18 protein-coding genes are annotated in these 16,306 nt (G+C 57.1%); 8 read left to right on the top strand and 10 right to left on the bottom strand.

The features are described from left to right. Window positions 1–36: 36 nt before the first annotated feature. The gene (locus tag WFM46_RS04260) at window positions 37–1,569 is read left to right on the top strand and encodes a SpoVR family protein (RefSeq protein ID WP_336997118.1); all 1,533 of its coding nucleotides are present in this window, start codon (window positions 37–39) and stop codon (window positions 1,567–1,569) included. Between the two features lie 126 nt (window positions 1,570–1,695). Here WFM46_RS04260 and fadR read toward each other — a convergent pair whose 3' ends face one another. Next, window positions 1,696–2,415 (bottom strand): fatty acid metabolism transcriptional regulator FadR, encoded by a 720-nt coding sequence (gene fadR / locus WFM46_RS04265; protein WP_103822336.1) that lies wholly within the window; start codon window positions 2,413–2,415, stop codon window positions 1,696–1,698. Between the two features lie 200 nt (window positions 2,416–2,615). On the opposite strand from fadR, the gene nhaB reads away from it, so the two are divergent. After that, a complete protein-coding gene (gene nhaB, locus WFM46_RS04270) occupies window positions 2,616–4,154 on the top strand; it encodes a sodium/proton antiporter NhaB (protein WP_103180005.1) in 1,539 nt (512 codons plus the stop codon). A 141-nt stretch (window positions 4,155–4,295) separates the two neighbouring features. After that, complete coding sequence (dsbB, locus tag WFM46_RS04275; protein WP_103180006.1) at window positions 4,296–4,826, top strand: disulfide bond formation protein DsbB; 531 nt, start codon at window positions 4,296–4,298, stop codon at window positions 4,824–4,826. 101 nt (window positions 4,827–4,927) lie between these two features. Here dsbB and WFM46_RS04280 read toward each other — a convergent pair whose 3' ends face one another. The 3 genes from WFM46_RS04280 to WFM46_RS04290 all read right to left on the bottom strand — a co-directional run bounded on the left by WFM46_RS04280 (window position 4,928) and on the right by WFM46_RS04290 (window position 6,443). Next, a complete protein-coding gene (locus WFM46_RS04280) occupies window positions 4,928–5,368 on the bottom strand; it encodes a YcgN family cysteine cluster protein (protein WP_336997119.1) in 441 nt (146 codons plus the stop codon). Window positions 5,369–5,461: 93 nt separating this feature from the next. Further along, window positions 5,462–6,121 (bottom strand): fumarylacetoacetate hydrolase family protein, encoded by a 660-nt coding sequence (locus tag WFM46_RS04285; RefSeq protein ID WP_336997120.1) that lies wholly within the window; start codon window positions 6,119–6,121, stop codon window positions 5,462–5,464. 46 nt (window positions 6,122–6,167) lie between these two features. Then, entirely contained in the window at window positions 6,168–6,443 is a 276-nt protein-coding gene (locus WFM46_RS04290) for a YcgL domain-containing protein (protein ID WP_103180009.1), read from the bottom strand. Between the two features lie 126 nt (window positions 6,444–6,569). Between WFM46_RS04290 and minC the strand changes: the two genes are divergently transcribed. The 3 genes from minC to minE are packed head-to-tail and all read left to right on the top strand — an operon-like array spanning window position 6,570 to window position 8,371. Further along, entirely contained in the window at window positions 6,570–7,262 is a 693-nt protein-coding gene (gene minC / locus WFM46_RS04295) for a septum site-determining protein MinC (RefSeq protein ID WP_103180010.1), read from the top strand. Window positions 7,263–7,285: 23 nt separating this feature from the next. Then, window positions 7,286–8,098, top strand: a complete 813-nt coding sequence (gene minD / locus WFM46_RS04300) for a septum site-determining protein MinD (RefSeq protein ID WP_103180011.1) — start codon at window positions 7,286–7,288, stop codon at window positions 8,096–8,098. A 3-nt stretch (window positions 8,099–8,101) separates the two neighbouring features. Then, complete coding sequence (gene minE, locus WFM46_RS04305) at window positions 8,102–8,371, top strand: cell division topological specificity factor MinE (protein ID WP_103180012.1); 270 nt, start codon at window positions 8,102–8,104, stop codon at window positions 8,369–8,371. Window positions 8,372–8,469: 98 nt separating this feature from the next. Here minE and rnd read toward each other — a convergent pair whose 3' ends face one another. The 5 genes from rnd to WFM46_RS04330 form a co-directional block, all read right to left on the bottom strand. Continuing rightward, window positions 8,470–9,597 carry a ribonuclease D gene (gene rnd, locus WFM46_RS04310; protein WP_336997125.1) on the bottom strand — a complete coding sequence of 376 codons (1,128 nt, stop codon included), beginning with the start codon at window positions 9,595–9,597 and terminating at the stop codon, window positions 8,470–8,472. A 74-nt stretch (window positions 9,598–9,671) separates the two neighbouring features. Beyond that, window positions 9,672–11,357 (bottom strand): long-chain-fatty-acid--CoA ligase FadD, encoded by a 1,686-nt coding sequence (gene fadD, locus WFM46_RS04315; RefSeq protein ID WP_139156349.1) that lies wholly within the window; start codon window positions 11,355–11,357, stop codon window positions 9,672–9,674. Between the two features lie 204 nt (window positions 11,358–11,561). Further along, entirely contained in the window at window positions 11,562–12,149 is a 588-nt protein-coding gene (locus WFM46_RS04320; protein ID WP_336997121.1) for a Slp family lipoprotein, read from the bottom strand. Between the two features lie 37 nt (window positions 12,150–12,186). Beyond that, complete coding sequence (tsaB, locus tag WFM46_RS04325) at window positions 12,187–12,882, bottom strand: tRNA (adenosine(37)-N6)-threonylcarbamoyltransferase complex dimerization subunit type 1 TsaB (RefSeq protein WP_180210453.1); 696 nt, start codon at window positions 12,880–12,882, stop codon at window positions 12,187–12,189. A gap of 66 nt (window positions 12,883–12,948) precedes the next feature. Then, entirely contained in the window at window positions 12,949–14,859 is a 1,911-nt protein-coding gene (locus tag WFM46_RS04330) for a helicase C-terminal domain-containing protein (protein ID WP_180210452.1), read from the bottom strand. A gap of 126 nt (window positions 14,860–14,985) precedes the next feature. Here WFM46_RS04330 and WFM46_RS04335 point away from each other — a divergent pair, with 126 nt between their 5' ends. Then, window positions 14,986–15,330 (top strand): RidA family protein, encoded by a 345-nt coding sequence (locus WFM46_RS04335; RefSeq protein WP_103180017.1) that lies wholly within the window; start codon window positions 14,986–14,988, stop codon window positions 15,328–15,330. Window positions 15,331–15,335: 5 nt separating this feature from the next. Here the strand turns inward: WFM46_RS04335 and WFM46_RS04340 are convergent, their stop codons facing one another. Beyond that, a complete protein-coding gene (locus WFM46_RS04340; protein ID WP_039030781.1) occupies window positions 15,336–15,518 on the bottom strand; it encodes a YoaH family protein in 183 nt (60 codons plus the stop codon). Window positions 15,519–15,579: 61 nt separating this feature from the next. Here WFM46_RS04340 and WFM46_RS04345 point away from each other — a divergent pair. After that, window positions 15,580–16,306 (top strand): chorismate-binding protein (locus WFM46_RS04345; protein WP_336997122.1); only part of this gene is annotated, 727 nt, incomplete at its 3' end.

Consider the following 16,306-nt stretch of genomic DNA (forward strand, 5'->3'; position numbering starts at 1 on the left):
CAGACAGAGAGAGCTACCAACAACGAGGGCGCGCTAATGGCTACTATTGATTCCATGAATAAGGACACCACTCGTCTGAGCGATGGACCCGACTGGACATTCGAGCTGCTGGACACCTATCTGGCGGAAATTGACCGGGTGGCAAAACTCTACCGTCTGGACGCCTATCCCCATCAAATCGAAGTGATCACCTCCGAGCAGATGATGGACGCTTACTCCAGCGTCGGGATGCCCATTAACTATACCCACTGGTCGTTTGGTAAAAAATTCATTGAGACCGAACGGCTCTACAAGCACGGTCAGCAGGGGCTGGCCTATGAGATCGTCATTAACTCTAACCCCTGTATCGCCTACCTGATGGAAGAGAACACCATCACCATGCAGGCGCTGGTGATGGCGCACGCCTGCTACGGGCACAACTCGTTTTTCAAAAATAACTACCTGTTCCGCAGCTGGACCGACGCCAGCTCGATTGTCGATTACCTGATCTTCGCCCGAAACTACATTACCGAATGTGAAGAGCGCTACGGGGTGGAAGAGGTCGAGAAGCTGCTGGACTCCTGCCATGCGCTGATGAACTACGGCGTGGATCGCTACAAACGTCCGCAGAAGATCTCCTTGCAGGAGGAGAAAGCCCGGCAGAAAAGCCGTGAAGAGTATCTGCAAAGCCAGGTGAATACCCTGTGGCGTACCCTGCCGAAACGGGAAGAGGAGAAAGCGGTTCCCGAAGCACGCCGTTATCCCTCTGAGCCGCAGGAGAACCTGCTCTACTTTATGGAGAAGAACGCCCCGCTGCTGGAGCCGTGGCAGCGTGAGATCCTGCGCATCGTGCGCAAGGTGAGCCAGTACTTCTACCCGCAAAAGCAGACCCAGGTGATGAACGAGGGCTGGGCCACCTTCTGGCACTACACTATCCTCAATCACCTCTATGACGAAGGCAAAGTGACCGAACGCTTTATGCTGGAGTTCCTGCACAGCCACACCAACGTGGTGTTCCAGCCGCCTTACAACAGCCCGTGGTACAGCGGTATTAACCCCTATGCGCTGGGCTTTGCCATGTTCCAGGATATCAAGCGTATCTGCCAGAACCCGACGGACGAGGATAAATACTGGTTCCCGGATATCGCCGGTTCCGACTGGCTGGAGACGCTCCATTTTGCGATGCGCGACTTTAAAGATGAGAGCTTTATCAGCCAGTTCCTGTCGCCGAAGGTGATGCGTGATTTCCGCCTGTTTACGGTGCTGGATGACGATCACAACAACTTTCTGGAAATTTCGGCTATCCACAATGAAGAGGGATACCGTGAGATCCGCTCCCGTCTCTCGGCCCAGTACAACTTAAGCAATCTGGAGCCGAATATTCAGGTCTGGAATGTGGATCTGCGCGGGGATCGCTCCCTGACGCTGCGCTATATCCCGCATAACCGCGCGCCGCTGGATAAAGGACGCAAAGAGGTGCTGAAGCACGTACATCGTCTGTGGGGCTTTGACATTCTGCTTGAACAGCAGAACGAAGATGGCAGCGTGGAGTTGCTGGAGCGCTGCCCACCTAAGGGTAATATCCTTTAGGCCGGTATCGCCTGTTTGCCGGGTGGCGTTCGCTTATCCGGCAAACATATATTGCGGATTTTGTAGGCCGGGTAAGGCGCAGCCGCCACCCGGCAAAAAAACCTCTCAGATGAGAGGTTTTTTATTTTATCGGCCGTGGATGGAGAGATCGCCCGGCAGGGTCTTCTGCATCCGGTGCCAGATCTCGCCGCTGTCGCGACCGTAGCGACGCACGGTGTCATACACCTGATCGTGCTGACCTTCAGCGCAGAGTTCGCTCAGCTTGTGATAGAAGCCCAGCGCGAGGCTGCGGGCTTCCGGATTGGCGAAGTAGTGACGACCGATGCGGGTATAGAGCCCTTTCATGCCGTTGAGGATCAGGCCGTAAATTGGGTTGCCGGAGGCAAACGCCAGCCCGCGGAAGACGTTGTAATCCAGCAGCGCAAAGGCGTCGGCGTGATCTTCCACCGCCGTAGCGCGGGCGAGCACCTCCTGCGCCTTATCCGGATGCTGGCGAAACGCCGTGCGGATAAAGATGGTGGCGATGTTGGTGCGCACGGAGAGCAGATTGTCGATCAGCTGCGGCACGCTCTCGTGATCGAGGCGCGCAAGCGTTTCAAGGATATTCAGACCCGACGTTTCCCAGAAGTTATTCACTTTGGTCGGTTTGCCGTGTTGGATCGTCAGCCAGCCGTCGCGTGCCAGTCGCTGCAACACTTCACGTAAGGTGGTACGTGTGACGCCAATCAGTTCAGAGAGTTCGCGTTCTGCGGGAAGAATCGAGCCTGGGGGGAAACGGTTGTTCCAGATGCTTTCGATAATATACTCTTCCGCGAAACCCGCCGGGCTTTGCGCCTTTATTACCATAGTGAGTTTTCCATTCCACTGCTTTTTACAAAATTCACTCATCATACCAGAGGCAGACAGAGGCAGATAGCGCAGCGAGGCGAGAAAAAAGGGATCGCCGTTTTATTTTTATCATTTAAAAAAACGCGGCCTGCGCTCCTTCCCCGGCGCCATTTGCGTATACTTAGTGCGTAATTATGTGACGGGCAAGGAAATCTGTTGTGAAAATGTCGTATCGTCGCGCCCTTTGGCGCAATTTTTTAGGCCAGTCTCCCGACTGGTACAAACTGGCTCTGGTTATCTTCCTGGTAATTAACCCGCTTATCTTTATGGTGAGTCCTTTTGCCGCAGGCTGGTTGCTGGTGGCAGAGTTCATCTTTACCCTGGCCATGGCGCTGAAGTGTTACCCCCTGCTGCCGGGCGGCCTGCTGGCCTTCGAGGCGGTAGCAATAGGGATGACCAGTGCGGAACACGTGAGAGAAGAGCTGGCGTCCAACCTGGAAGTGCTCCTGCTGCTGATGTTTATGGTGGCCGGGATCTACTTTATGAAGCAGCTGCTGCTGTTCATTTTTACCCGCCTGCTGTTGAGCATCCCCTCAAAAAGGCTGCTGTCGCTGGCCTTCTGTCTGGCGGCCGCTTTTTTATCGGCCTTCCTCGATGCATTGACCGTGGTGGCAGTGGTGATCAGCGTCGCCGTCGGCTTTTACGGGATTTATCACCGGGTGGCTTCTTCCCAGCCGGCATCGGGCATGCAGGATGACAGTCAGGTTGATGCCCACCAGCGCGACGTGCTGGAGCAGTTTCGCGCCTTTCTGCGCAGCCTGATGATGCATGCTGGCGTGGGGACTGCGCTGGGCGGCGTCATGACCATGGTCGGCGAGCCGCAGAACCTGATTATCGCCAAAGCCGCGGACTGGAATTTTATCGAATTTTTCCTGCGCGTTGCTCCCGTCAGCGTGCCGGTGCTGGTGTGCGGCCTGCTCACCTGCTGGCTGGTAGAGAAGTTCAGGTGGTTTGGTTACGGCACCCTGCTGCCGAATCAGGTGCGCGACGTGCTGCAACGCTTCGACGAAGAGAGCCGCAGCCAGCGTACCCGTCAGCAGCGGCTGGCGCTGATTTCCCAGGGCATCATTGGCGTCTGGCTGATTATTGCCCTGGCGTTTCATCTGGCGGAGGTGGGACTGATTGGTCTGTCGGTCATTATCCTGGCGACCACCTTCTCCGGCGTGACGGATGAACATGCCATCGGTAAAGCCTTTACCGAAGCGCTGCCGTTTACCGCGCTGCTGGCGGTCTTTTTCGCGGTAGTGGCGGTGATCGTCGATCAGCACCTGTTTGGGCCGATCATTAACTTCGTGCTGCAGGCGGCGCCCGATGCCCAGCTGTCGCTGTTTTATCTGTTTAACGGCCTGCTGTCGGCCATCTCCGATAACGTCTTTGTCGGTTCGGTCTATATCAACGAAGCGAAAGCGGCGATGGAGAGTGGTATCATCGACCGGGAGCAGTTTGAACTGCTGGCGGTGGCGATCAACACCGGCACCAACCTGCCTTCCGTGGCCACGCCAAACGGTCAGGCGGCCTTCCTGTTCTTACTGACCTCCACCCTCGCCCCACTTATCCGCCTCTCTTATGGCCGGATGGTATGGATGGCGCTGCCTTATAGCCTGGTGTTAACCGCTGTGGGTTTGCTGTGCGTCAAAATTACCCTCATTCCTTTTACCCAATGGATGCTGCAGGCAGGTATACTGGCGACGCATTAAATGAGTCAGCCGGGCGGTCATTGCCCGGCTGCACTTGTGCATGATAAGTATTCGATTACGTTATATTTTACGCGCTGAAGCTGGCGCGTAGATTGATTTCGTTTACACTGCGCTTTCTATACCTGCTCCAGGGAAATGATTATGTTGAAATTTTTGAACCAGTGCTCGCGCGGTCGCGGGGCGTGGTTGTTGTTGGCCCTGACCGCCTTCGTGTTAGAAATGGTGGCATTGTGGTTCCAGCACGTAATGCTGCTGAAGCCATGCGTACTCTGTATCTATGAACGCTGCGCGCTGTTTGGCGTCATGGGCGCGGGTCTGGTGGGCGCCATCGCCCCAAAAAGCCCGCTGCGCTATGGTGCCATTGCCATCTGGCTTTACAGTGCCGGTAAAGGCCTGCAACTGGCCTGGGAACACACCATGATCCAGCTGCATCCGTCGCCGTTCCAGACCTGTGACTTTGCCGCCAGCTTCCCGAGCTGGTTGCCGCTGGACAAGTGGCTGCCGCAGGTCTTTGTGGCTACCGGTGACTGCGCCGTGCGTCAGTGGGAATTCCTGACCCTGGAGATGCCGCAGTGGCTGGTGGGCATTTTTGCCGCCTACCTGATCGTGGCGCTGCTGGTGCTGATTGCCCAGCCGTTTAAAGCGAAAAAACGCGATCTGTTTGGTCGTTGATGCCCGGCGGCGCTTCGCTTGCACGGGCCTACGGGTAAGCGCAACGTCACCCGGCAAAAAAGCCGCACATTAAAAAACCCGCCTTGGCGGGTTTTTTATTATCAGCGGTTGGGATGATTCAGAATATGGTCTTCCCAGTCGCGCACCTCGGACTCTTTCACCGCGATATGACGCACGGAGATCCGCTTGCCGTGCATCGCCGCTTTTGAGCCGGTCAGCAGCGGGTGCCACGCCGGCAGATCTTTCCCCTCCGCCAGCAGGCGGTAGGCGCAGGTCGGGGGCAGCCATTCGAAGGTAGGCAGGTTATCCCGGGTCAGCTTGATGCAGTCCGGCTCCAGCTCGAAACGCCGCTCGTAGTTGCGGCACTGGCAGGTTTTGATGTTCAGCTGATTACAGGCGACATTGGTGAAATAGATTTCGTCCGAGTCTTCATCCATCAGCTTATGCAGGCAGCACTGCCCGCAACCATCGCACAGCGATTCCCACTCGGCGTCGGTCATGTTGTCGAGAGTTTTGCTTTGCCAGAAAGGGATTTCGCTCATAAGGATGTCCACACGTCAAAATAAAGCGCACCTTATAACCAGTCTGGCACCTCGATGCAAGTTTTGCCGCCCGAAAAGCGCGGCAAGCGAGGATTACAGCACGCGGGTTTTCAGTGACAGGCCGTTGACAGATACGTCCAGCTCATCGCCGCTGTGCAGCGGCCCCACCCCTTCCGGGGTGCCGGTGAGGATCACATCGCCCGGTTTCAGGGTGAAGTAACGGCTCATATAGGCAATCAGCGGCACAATCTTATGGATCATGTCAGAGGTAGAGCCCTGCTGACGCACTTCGCCGTTAATTTTCAGGCTCAGGGTCGTGTTCTGCGGATCGTCCTGGAACTCCGCCGCCGGTACGAACCCGGAGATGGGGCAGGAATTATCAAAGCCTTTGGCTTTCTCCCACGGCTGGCCCGCTTTTTTCATTTTGCCCTGCACCTCGCGCAGGGTGAGATCCAGCGCCACACCATAACCAGCAATCGCCTTCTGCACATGATCTTCAGGGGCCTGGCGCAGCGTGGCGCCAATCAGCACCGCCAGCTCCACTTCGTGGTGAACCGACCCCAGCCCCTGCGGGATCACCAGCGGCTGGCGGATATCGCAGAGTGCGGTTTCGGGTTTAATAAACAGCACCGGCTCGTCCGGAACTGCACTGCCCATTTCCTGAATATGCTTTGCGTAATTACTGCCCACACAGACGACTTTACTGACCGGATAATCCAGCAAGGCGCCTTGCCAGTTATGATGCTGATACATAATGAGCCCCTAAAGGTTAATGTAACGCTGACAGATTAATCTCAAACTATTTTTTCCCCAGCGCCTCAAGATGCTGTTTGAGTAAATTCTCTTGCGGCGGAGGGAGTTGTAAATAATAGCCCTGTTCGGCTAACGCGCTTTTTACTTTTTCCAGATCGGCGTTCTTCAGCTGCTTACGCCCGTCAAGCGGCATGAGCATCACCAGTTGCGGCTTACCGAAGCTCTTCATCAGCGCCTCAGGCACACGGGAAAAATCGTCCTTTTTTTCGACATAAAGATAGGTCTGGTCGCGCTGGGTACTTCTGTAGATCACACAAAACATATATTTACTCAGAATTAACGGGGAGGGTGACTTGCCTCAATATAATTGTGACTATAACATGCCTGATACTCTTCGGAATATCACGACGCACACGCCGTGGTAAAAAGCAAATTGAGTAAGGCCAGGATGTCAAACACGCCAATCGAGCTTAAAGGCAGTAGCTTCACCTTATCAGTGGTTCATTTGCATGAAGCAAAACCCGAGGTTATTCGTCAGGCGTTAGAAGACAAAATCGCCCAGGCGCCCGCATTTCTGAAACATGCGCCCGTCGTCATTAACGTCAGCGATCTTGAAGCGCCGATTAACTGGCAGCAGCTGCAACAGGCGGTCTTAGCTACTGGGCTGCGGATTGTCGGCATCAGCGGCTGTAAAGATCCTGAACTAAAAGCCGAAATCGACGAGGCGGGTCTTCCGCTGCTCACCGAAGGTAAAGATAAAGCCCCGCGCGCAGAGCCCCCTGCCCCGCCTGAACTTCCTGTTACACCCGCCACAAAAACGCGTTTGATCGACCTGCCGGTACGTTCCGGGCAGCGTATTTATGCGCCAAATTGTGACCTTATTGTAACAAACCACGTCAGCGCAGGAGCGGAGCTGATCGCCGATGGCAATATTCATATCTATGGCTCAATGCGAGGCCGGGCGCTGGCAGGCGCCAGTGGCGATCGCGATGCGCAAATTTTTTGTACCCACCTGGAGGCGGAGCTGGTCTCCATCGCAGGTGTTTACTGGCTGAGCGATAACATCCCGGCCGAATTTTCTGGCAAAGCAGCGCGTTTGCGTCTGGCAGACAACGCTTTGACCGTTCAACCGTTGAATTGATCCCTTTTTAACAAGGAATTTCTATGGCACGCATTATTGTTGTTACTTCGGGTAAAGGAGGCGTTGGCAAGACCACCTCCAGCGCGGCCATCGCTACTGGTTTGGCCCAGAAGGGAAAGAAAACTGTCGTTATCGACTTTGATATCGGCCTGCGTAACCTTGACCTGATTATGGGTTGTGAACGCCGCGTGGTTTACGACTTTGTAAACGTGATTCAGGGTGATGCCACGCTGAATCAGGCAATGATTAAAGATAAGCGTACCGATAATCTCTATATTCTTCCCGCTTCCCAGACGCGCGACAAAGACGCGCTGACCCGTGAAGGCGTGGAAAAAGTGCTCGATGAGCTGAACAAGATGGACTTCGATTTCGTGATCTGCGATTCACCTGCAGGCATCGAAACCGGTGCGCTGATGGCGCTCTACTTCGCCGATGAAGCGATCATCACCACCAACCCGGAAGTCTCATCCGTACGCGACTCGGACCGTATTTTAGGTATCCTTGCCTCAAAATCCCGTCGTGCGGAAAATGGTCAGGAACCGATCAAAGAGCACCTGCTGCTGACCCGCTATAATCCGGGTCGTGTCAGCAAAGGTGATATGCTGAGTATGGAAGACGTGCTGGAGATCCTGCGCATCAAACTGGTTGGCGTTATCCCGGAAGATCAATCCGTGCTGCGCGCCTCTAACCAGGGCGAACCGGTTATCCTCGACGCCAACGCAGACGCGGGTAAAGCGTATGCGGACACTGTGGATCGTCTGCTCGGAGAAGAACGTCCTTTCCGCTTCATTGAAGAAGAGAAGAAAGGTTTCCTCAAACGCCTGTTCGGAGGATAAGTTATGGCATTACTGGACTTTTTTCTCTCGCGGAAAAAAAACACCGCCAACATCGCTAAAGAACGACTTCAGATCATCGTGGCGGAACGCCGCCGCAGCGACGCTGAACCGCACTACCTGCCGCAGCTGCGCAAAGACATCCTGGAAGTGATCTGCAAATACGTGCAGATCGACCCGGAAATGGTCACCGTGCAGCTGGAGCAAAAAGACGGAGATATCTCGATTCTGGAGCTCAACGTCACCCTGCCGGAAGCGGAAGAGTCGCGTTCATAAACGTGCGTATTGCCGGGCGGCACGTCGTTTGCCCGGCCTACGGTTTGTCGTTTTGTAGCCCCGGCAAGCGCAGCGCCGCCGGGGGTTACAGATCGCGCTTACTGCGGATACTCTTCCAGTAACGCATTCAGGCGATCGGCCATCAATTCCCCGCGCCATCCGGCAATCAGTTCCGGCGTGCCGTTTTGCGGTTTCAGCTTCCAGTGCGCGTTCAGCAGCTGGTTGATCTGACGGCGTGAGGCCAGCAGCTCGGCGCTGACTTTGCTCTCTGCCGCCACCTCCTGCACCAGGGCCTTGATCGCCTTAAATGCTTTGCGATACCCTGGCATATCCATCAGATTCAGCAGCGGCTCCGGCAGCGCCTCATCCGGCAGTTGCTGAGCTTTCGCCACCAGCGCCAGCAGCGTTTTCCCGTGGAACCGGATCTCCGACCCCGAAAGCCCGATGCTGTCCAGCTCGCCCAGGCTGCCCGGCATGTACCGCGCCACGGCCCAGAGATGCTCCTCACGCACCACAAAATTCACCGCCAGGTCACGCTCGCGCGCCTTACGCAGACGCCAGTCGGCCAGCAGTTGCAGACAGGCCAGCTGACGGGTGCGCAGTTGCCAGGCGTTGGTGATGTCGCGCCACGCCTCTTTCGGGTCGGCGATCTCCTGACGACGCTGCTGCGTCATCTGGCACTCATTCAGCGCCGCAGCCAGCCAGCCGGAGGCTTCGGCCTCTTTCATCAATTGACTGGCGATGGGCAGCAGGTAGAACACATCCGCCGCCGCGTAGTCGAGCTGACGTTCGGTCAGCGGACGCGCCAGCCAGTCGGTGCGGGATTCGCTCTTGTCGATGACAAGGCCGGTATACTCTTCCACCATGGCAGCAAAGCCCCATGACAGTGGACGACCCGCAAACGCAGCGAGGATCTGGGTATCAATCAGCGGCTGCGGCATAATGCCGAAGGTGTTGAGGAAAACTTCCAGATCTTCACTGCCAGCATGCAGATATTTGGTGATGGCGGTGTCCAGCAGCAACTCACGCATCGGCGTCCAGTCGGTGATCCCCAGCGGATCGATAAGCGATACCCGTTTGCCGTCATACAGTTGGATGAGACCCAGCTGCGGGTAGTAAGTGCGGGTACGAACAAACTCGGTGTCCAGCGCGATGGCGGATGCATCGCGGGTGAGATCGCACAGCGAAGCCAGTTCGTCGTTGGTGGTGATCATCTGGTAATTCAAATCATTTTCTCTATGGTTTGCGCCCATAAAAAAACGCTGGCCAGGCCAGCGTTTCTGGGTGACTAACACGAAGCTCAGCCTTTATTGTCTACTTTGGCGCGCGCTTCGTCACGTAATTCTCGTCGTAATATCTTCCCGACGTTCGATTTTGGCAGTTCGTCGCGAAACTCCACCAGCTTCGGCACTTTGTAGCCGGTAAGATGGCGACGGCAGAAGGTGATCAGCGCGTCTTCGCTCAGGGCAGGATCTTTTTTCACCACAAAGATTTTTACCGTTTCGCCGCTGCTGCCTGCCGGTACCCCTACTGCGGCCACTTCCAGTACGCCGTTGTGCTGCATCACCACCTCTTCGATCTCGTTGGGATAGACGTTGAACCCGGAGACCAGGATCATATCTTTCTTACGATCGACGATGCGCAGGAAACCTTCGTCATCCATCACCGCGATGTCGCCGGTGTGCAGCCAGCCATCCTTGATGATTTCGTCGGTAGCGTCCGGGCGTTGCCAGTAACCCAGCATCACCTGCGGCCCTCTTACGCACAGCTCGCCAGGCTCGCCATGCGGCACTTCGTTATCGTCATCATCCACCAGTTTGGCTTCGGTGGAGGGCACCGGCAGGCCAATGCTGCCGCTGTGATAGTCGATATCGTGCGGGTTCACGCTCACCAGCGGGGCGCACTCGGTCAGGCCATAGCCTTCAAGCAGGTACTGCCCGGTGAGCTTGACCCAGCGCTCGGCCACCGCCTGCTGCACCGGCATCCCGCCGCCCGCTGACAGATGCAGAGTGGAGAAATCGAGCTGCTGGAACTCTTTATTATTGAGCAGCGCGTTAAACAGGGTGTTTACCCCGGTCATGGCGGTAAATGGATATTTCGCCAGCTCTTTCACCAGTCCCGGAATATCACGCGGGTTGGTGATGAGCACGTTCTGCCCGCCGAGTTCGATAAACAGCAGACAGTTCATGGTCAGGGCAAAAATGTGATACAGCGGCAGCGCAGTAATGACCAGCTCTTTGCCGCGATGCAGCAGCGGCCCGTAGGTGGCATTAACCTGTTCGAGGTTCGCCAGCATGTTGCGGTGGGTAAGCATCGCCCCTTTCGCCACGCCGGTTGTGCCGCCGGTATATTGCAGGAAGGCCAGATCCTGCGAGACGATCTCAGGCTTAACGTACTGCATCCGGTAGCCGGTGTGCAGCGCCTGGCGAAAAGAGATAGCATCCGGCAGGTGATATTTCGGCACCAGACGTTTGACATATTTGACGACGAAGTTAACCAGCGTCCCTTTGGCGGTGGAGAGCTGGTCGCCCATCCGCGTCAGGATGACGTGTTTGACCTGGGTCTTATCAACCACTTTTTCCAGCGTGTGGGCGAAGTTGGAGACAATCACAATCGCCGCGGCACCGCTGTCATTCAACTGATGTTCCAGCTCACGTGGAGTATAGAGCGGGTTGACGTTAACCACGATCATCCCGGCGCGCAGAATGCCGAACAGCGCCACCGGATACTGCAGCAGGTTGGGCATCATCAGCGCCACGCGATCGCCCTTCTGCAGGCCTAAGCCCTGTTGCAGATAGGCGGCAAAGGCCCGGCTGCGCTCTTCCAGTTTACGGAAGGTCATCACCTCGCCCATGTTCACAAACGCAGGCTGATCGGCGTAACGCGTTACGGAGTTTTCAAACAGTTCAACCAGGGATTGATAACGGTCAGGATTTATCTCTGCGGGAACATCCGCAGGATATCGGTTAAGCCAAACCTTCTTCACTACATCACCTCTGAAATGCGTGTTCGTCGTCATCACAACCCCGGTTAATAAACAAGTCGTTAACATAATATTAACTCAGCGTACCAGTTTATTTATTGTCCGGATTTAAGGTTGCGAAGCGCGTCACTATTTATTTTTCTTATTACCGTGGAAAAAACAAAACAGCGGACGGGCCGCTGTTTCTTAATTAAGAATAACAGTGACTTAATCTGTTACTATCGTTCGGACCTGAGCCGGACCGGGGCCATAGACTGGCCATCCGCCGTAGCCGTAACCATAGCCATAACGCCATGGATGCGGTCCCCAGTACCAGGGGTCGGGTGGCGGCATCATCACCTGCTGCTGCACCCGCCAGCGTTTATAGCCGTTGGCCTGCATGGTCATGAATTTATAAGGCGTGTTGCCGACTTTACCCTGCTCTGCGCCGGTGATCGGTCCCACTACGGTGATCAGTTGCCCCCGGAAATCCACCGGATCGAGGAAGCCGTTAACATCGGCATAGATACGGCCTCGTGAGGCTTCACCCAGCACCGGACGCGCGCCGCTGTCGAGGGGAACGGTGGCAATCTCCAGACGGGTTTTCCCCTGCTGGTTGAGCACCTCCACGACTTTGCCGCCGAAACGCGCTTCCTGACCCACGTAGAGTTCCGGGGCGTTCATCACCCGGACCAGATCCTGCTGCGGCGTGGGGCTGCTGCCCTGGATGGCATCAGGCACGGAGACACATCCCGTTAACGCCAGGGCCAGCGCCCCGACGGTCAGCAGACGAACGACATATTTTTGAACCGCCATGATGCGACTCCTTTTTCTCAGGCTCTTATACTGAGATTCACTCCCGGCCCGGAAGTTTCTTCCACGCTACGGTGTTTCGCAAATAAACCGGCTCGGCTTTCTCCACCGCCACGGTTTGCCCTGCCTCCAGCATCTGACAAGCGATGGGCAGCATATCTTCTGCGGCAGGTAACAGGACAGTGCCGTCCACCAGGGTCAGACCGCTCTCCTTTGCCATGTCAGGCCAGGCTGGCCAGCCGGTCCCGACGGTCGCCCACTCACCGGAAAGCTGCTTCATGCGCTCACCTGCCGCTTCCGGCGTGAGCACCGCTTCGCTCTCTTCCCCGTGCCAGACGCCTTGCTCATCACGGGTGTACTCCGCCCAGTAGACTTCGCCCATGCGGGCATCAATAGCCGCCAGCACGCGGGTCGCACCGGTACGGCGCCACGCCCCCTGCGCCATGGTCGCCAGGGTCGAGACGCCAATCATCGGCAGTTCAGCGCCCAGCGCCAGCCCCTGGGCAATGCCGATACCGATGCGAACGCCGGTAAAGCTGCCCGGCCCACGGCCATAGGCCAGCGCATCGAGGTCGGTAAGAGAGGTATTGCCCTCGGTGAGGATCATCTTCACCAGAGGCAGGATACGTTGGGTGTGTTCCCGGGGGCACTCTTCGAAATGAGCAAAGGAAATACCGTTATTCCACAGGGCAACGGAGCAGGCCTCTGTGGCGGTATCGATAGCCAGAATTCGCATGTCTTGTCGCGCTCTCGCAGTGGTCAGTCACAAAAAGGGGCGCATTTTAGCACACCCGTCAGCAAATTACTGCGCCTGCGACGCGGCAAGGAAACGCACGGCGCGAGCGATATCCCGGGTGCGTGGCGCCGGCGGCAGGCTGGCGATAAAGGTGGCGCCGTAAGGCCGCATCACCAGGCGGTTATCGCAGATCACCAGCACCCCGCGATCGTCCACGTCACGGATCAGGCGCCCCACCCCCTGCTTAAGGGTAATGACCGCATCCGGAAGCTGTACCTCATCAAACGGATCGCCTCCCCGCAAGCGGCAGTCTTCCATCCGCGCCTTGAGCAACGGATCGTCCGGCGAGGTAAAGGGCAATTTGTCGATGATCACCAGCGACAGGGTATCGCCGCGCACGTCGACCCCTTCCCAGAAGCTACTCGTTGCCACCAGCAGGGCGTTGCCGTGGGTGACAAACTGCTGCAACAGCTGGCCTTTGCTGGTTTCGCCCTGCAACAGTACTGGCAGGGTCATGGTGGCGCGAAACTGCTCCGCCAGGTCGCGCATCATCGCGTGGGAGGTACAAAGCATAAAGCAGCGGCCGTTGTTGGCCTCAATCATCGGCTTGAGCATCGCCGCCAGATGGCGGGCGGCGCCGGGCTGATTGGGCAGCGGCAGGTTGCGCGGTACGCAGAGTAGCGCCTGGGTAGCGTAGTCAAACGGGCTCGGCAGCAGCAGGGATTTGGCCTCTGCGATGCCGAGACGCTCGGTGAAGTGGTGCAGATCGTCGTTAACCGACAGCGTGGCGGAGGTAAAGATCCAGCTGCCTGGCTTCTGCGCCATCACATCCTGGAACTTATCGGCCACGGTGAGCGGCGTCAGCGCGAGGGTGAAATGGCGCGAGTTGCATTCGTACCAGTAGCTGTAGCCGGGCTGGTTAAATTCTTTCAGCCGTTTCAGGCGCGCGCGGTAGAGCGTGGCGCGTTCAAAGGCGGCATCCAGCAGCGCCGAGCGGCCGAGCGACAGCTTCGCCACGTCGTAACAGAGCTCCAGGGCGTCATCCAGCAGCAGGAGCGCGCGCTGAATATGCTGATCGGCCAGCAGTTCGCGCAGGTTGCCACGAAAACCCGGATCGCCAAGCTGCATGCGAAAATCCTGCGTACTCTGCGCCAGGCGGTCGGCGCACTTCTGTAGCTGCTGGGTATCTTTCAGTTCAGTGCGGTAGGCGATGGTAAAATCTTTCGCCAGATCCAGCAGCTGGCGGCTGGAGAGCGACTGGCCGAAATACTGGCTGGCGATATCGGGGAGCTGATGGGCTTCGTCGAAGATCAGCACCTCGGCTTCGGGGATCAGCTCGCCAAAACCGCTCTCTTTCACCACCATGTCCGCCAGGAAGAGGTGGTGGTTCACCACCACCACGTCGGCCTCCATCGCCGTTTTACGCGCTTTGACCACAAAACAGTCTTTATAGAGCGGACAGTCGCTGCCCAGACAGTTGTCGTTGGTGCTGGTGACCAGCGGCCAGGCAGGAGAGTCTTCGGCGACGCTGGCGCAGGTACTGATATCGCCATCCTGGGTCTGGTTGGCCCAGCTGCGCAGGATGATCACATCGCTGAGGGTCTGTACCGGCAGATCGCCGCCCGCCAGCGCCTGCTGTTCGAGCCGCTCAATACAGAGATAGTTGGAGCGCCCTTTCAGCAGGGCCAGACGGCCTTTGTATTTCAGGGCTTTGGCGACGGTGGGCAAATCGCGGCTGTAGAGCTGATCCTGCAACGCTTTCGAACCGGTGGAGATGATCACCTTTTTCTTCGTGCGCAGCGCTGGCGCCAGATAGGCGTACGTTTTACCGGTGCCGGTCCCCGCCTCTACCACCAGTGGCTGGGCGCTGTCGATCGCCTCGGCTACCGCGTGCGCCATCTGGCGCTGCGGTTCGCGCGGCTTGAAGCCGGGAATTGCCTTTGCTAACTGTCCGTCTGCTGCGAAATCGTCTGCCACTCTGCCCCCTGTAATTTTGCACAGGGATTATGTCAGGCCGATCGTCCTGGCGCCAGTCGAGAGTGACGCAGGCAAAACAATATGGCAGTCTTGCCCGCAGAAAGTCACCATAACGAGGAAACGTGTATGACAATTGTGCGCATTGATGCCGAAGCCCGCTGGTCAGATGTAGTGATCCACAACCAGACCCTCTACTACACCGGCGTACCGGAAAACCTGGATGCCGACGCCTATGAGCAGACCGCCAATACCCTGGCGCAGATTGACGCAGTGCTGGAAAAACAGGGCAGCGACAAATCCCGCATTCTGGATGCGACCATTTTCCTTGCCAGTAAAGAGGATTTTGCGGCGATGAACAAAGCCTGGGACGAGTGGGTGGTGGCGGGTCACGCGCCTGTCCGCTGCACGGTACAGGCGACGCTGATGAAGCCGCAGTATAAGGTTGAGATTAAGATTATCGCTGCGGTGTAAGGGCGTTACTCCTCTTCATCATCCTCAAAACGCGCCACGATCCGCTCGCCGGTATGGGTGGCGCGAAGCTCTTCTGCCACCTGAGAAATTGCCTGCCCGCTGCTCATCCCCTGGGACATCAGCTCCTGTATGCGCTCGACGGCCTTTTGCTGCTGCTCGTGGCTCAGTGAAGGTAAACCTGCAAACATTGTCAACTCCTGCTAAATTATTGGCGCTAATTATTTCACGCTGCCCGGTTGTTTACCACCCATGAACTCGCTATCCCCCACTGTTATGACATTACCGTGGCGCCCTGACGCCGCAGAATTCTGGTTTGCTCCACTCAGCCATCTGCCGTGGGCCATGCTATTGCACTCGGGCCATGCGGATCACCCCTACAGTCGCTTTGATATTCTGGTGGCCGACCCGCGCAGCACACTGGTGACGCACGGGGCGGATACGCGGATCGACGGGGTTCATTCTGACGCCTGCCCGCTGAGTTTGTTGCAGCAGGCCCTTGATGAGATGGGCCTGCCCTGCACGCCTGACCCGGACCTCCCCTTCCAGGGCGGCGCGCTGGGGATGTTCGGCTATGACCTTGGCCGCCGCTTCGAAAAGCTGCCGGAACGGGCCTTGCGTGATATCACCCTGGCGGATATGGCGGTGGGCCTGTATGACTGGGCGATAATCGTCGATCACCACAAACAGCGGGTGTCGCTGGTCTGTCATGGCGATGCACAGGCGCGGCTGACCTGGCTTGAAGCACAGCGCCCCCCTGAGAACGTACCTGCATTCCGGCTGACCTCCGGCTGGCAGGCCAATATGACCGCGGCGGAGTACAACGACAAATTTGAGCGCGTGCAGGCCTTCCTGCACAGCGGCGACTGCTATCAGGTGAATCTGGCCCAGCGTTTCCAGGCCCGCTACGAGGGCGACGAATGGCAGGCGTTTACCCGGTTGAACGCCAACAACCGCGCCCCCTTCAGCGCCTTTTTGC

Source organism: Leclercia sp. M50 (genome assembly GCF_037150775.1).
Taxonomy (GTDB): Bacteria; Pseudomonadota; Gammaproteobacteria; order Enterobacterales; family Enterobacteriaceae; genus Enterobacter.